Source organism: Winogradskyella vincentii (assembly GCF_020166345.1).
Lineage (GTDB): Bacteria > Bacteroidota > Bacteroidia > Flavobacteriales > Flavobacteriaceae > Winogradskyella > Winogradskyella vincentii.
Genome location: NZ_JAIUJS010000024.1, coordinates 1 through 1,564, shown reverse-complemented (window position 1 = coordinate 1,564; position 1,564 = coordinate 1). Strand labels below are relative to the sequence as shown.

The following is a 1,564-nucleotide window of genomic DNA, read 5'->3' as shown; positions in this document are numbered from 1 at the left end:
CTAGAACTTAATGTTTATGGTTACGAATACTGTAGCGATACGCCATTGTATACCGAGACTATTGGCCCATTTAGTACGGATACTTCAATCTCGATTGTAGTACCAGAAAATTCAGATATTATCTCAGAGACTGTAGTTGGTATCTTTAATACTTGTAACGGAAATCCTGTTACAGATGGGTATGTACAATTGACCTATGGTGATCAAACATTTGTAGATGCTGTAAGCAACGGTGAGTTTGAAATTAATCTATTACGTTGTACGGAAGACGATACCTTTGTTTTAAAAGGAAATGACTATACCAATTTACAATCTACAGGTGATATTGGCTTTACATTTACTACATCATTAACTGATGTTGGTACTGTTAGTGCATGTAATGCCGTTGAAGAATTTATTCAATACACTATAGACGATGATGACGATGTTTTTATTTTTGAAAATATTACGGCAAATTTTTATCTAGAAAGCCCAAATGGCCAAGTTCCAACTATAGATATTTTTGCATCTAGCAATGACCAGGAAAATTGTTTTTTTATGTATGGATTATTAAATGACCCTAATTATTTAGGGACTTATGATAATTTTCCCTATGATGGTACCACGGGAGATACAGGTTTTTTTATTGGTGAATGCTTAAGTGTTTCTGGTACTAATAATAATATCACCTACAACCTAACTACACTTGGAGAGGTCGGTGAATATATAGATATAAATTTCTCAGGATCTTACGAAGATTATGATGGTAATCCTCATACAATCTCTGGTACGGTTCACGTGCTACGAGACAATTAATAGCACCTTTTATTGCCTCTAAAAAAGCCTTCCGTAAATGGAAGGCTTTTTTATTTTTTCAGAATTTTCACGCAACCCTTTTTAGATTTTAATATCTTTTAAAAAAGAAAACTTATAAATCAATCGCTATGAAACCAACGAAACTATTATCCACAGTATTGATTGCGTTGCTTCTGATCGGTACGTCCTGCCAGAAAGATGATGGCCCATCAATGAATGATGGCGAGCAACAGGAAAACGTACCAGACAATTTTTCGGAATACTTCGGAAACAATGTCTTCAAAAACTTCTTGGGAACCGTTATAGACGATGATGAAGAACCAATCGAAGGTGTTACAATTACCATAGGTAACGAGACCGCAACAACAGACAGCAACGGTGTATTTATTATTAACAATGCCACAGTTAAAGAGCGTTTTGGCTATATCAAGGCAGAAAAAGAAGGCTATATCCACGGCTCACGTGCCGTAGTACCGTCTAATGGCACAAATAAAGTAACCATTATGTTGTTAGAAACTAGTATCACTGGCACCATATCTAGTGGCAATGCGGAAACCGTAACATCAGACGATGGCAGTTCTGTTAGCTTTGACGGTAACTTTGTAAAAGAAGACGGTACAGAATATACAGGTTCTGTAGATGTAATTATGCATCACCTAGATCCAGCGGACGAGGATATGCCTATGCAAATGCCAGGTATGCTTTATGCACAAAATGAAGCTGGTGCAGAACGTATGCTGCAAACTTTGGGAATGCTAGCCGTTGAACT

The 1,564-nt window shown here is 36.8% G+C and carries 2 protein-coding genes; both read left to right on the top strand.

Features of this window, described 5'->3' with window-relative positions:
• Positions 1 to 795: hypothetical protein (locus LBV24_RS14975; RefSeq protein WP_224479470.1), on the top strand; the 795-nt coding region annotated here is incomplete at its 5' end.
• A 128-nt stretch (positions 796 to 923) separates the two neighbouring features.
• Positions 924 to 1,564: carboxypeptidase-like regulatory domain-containing protein (locus LBV24_RS14970; protein ID WP_224479469.1), on the top strand; the 641-nt coding region annotated here is incomplete at its 3' end.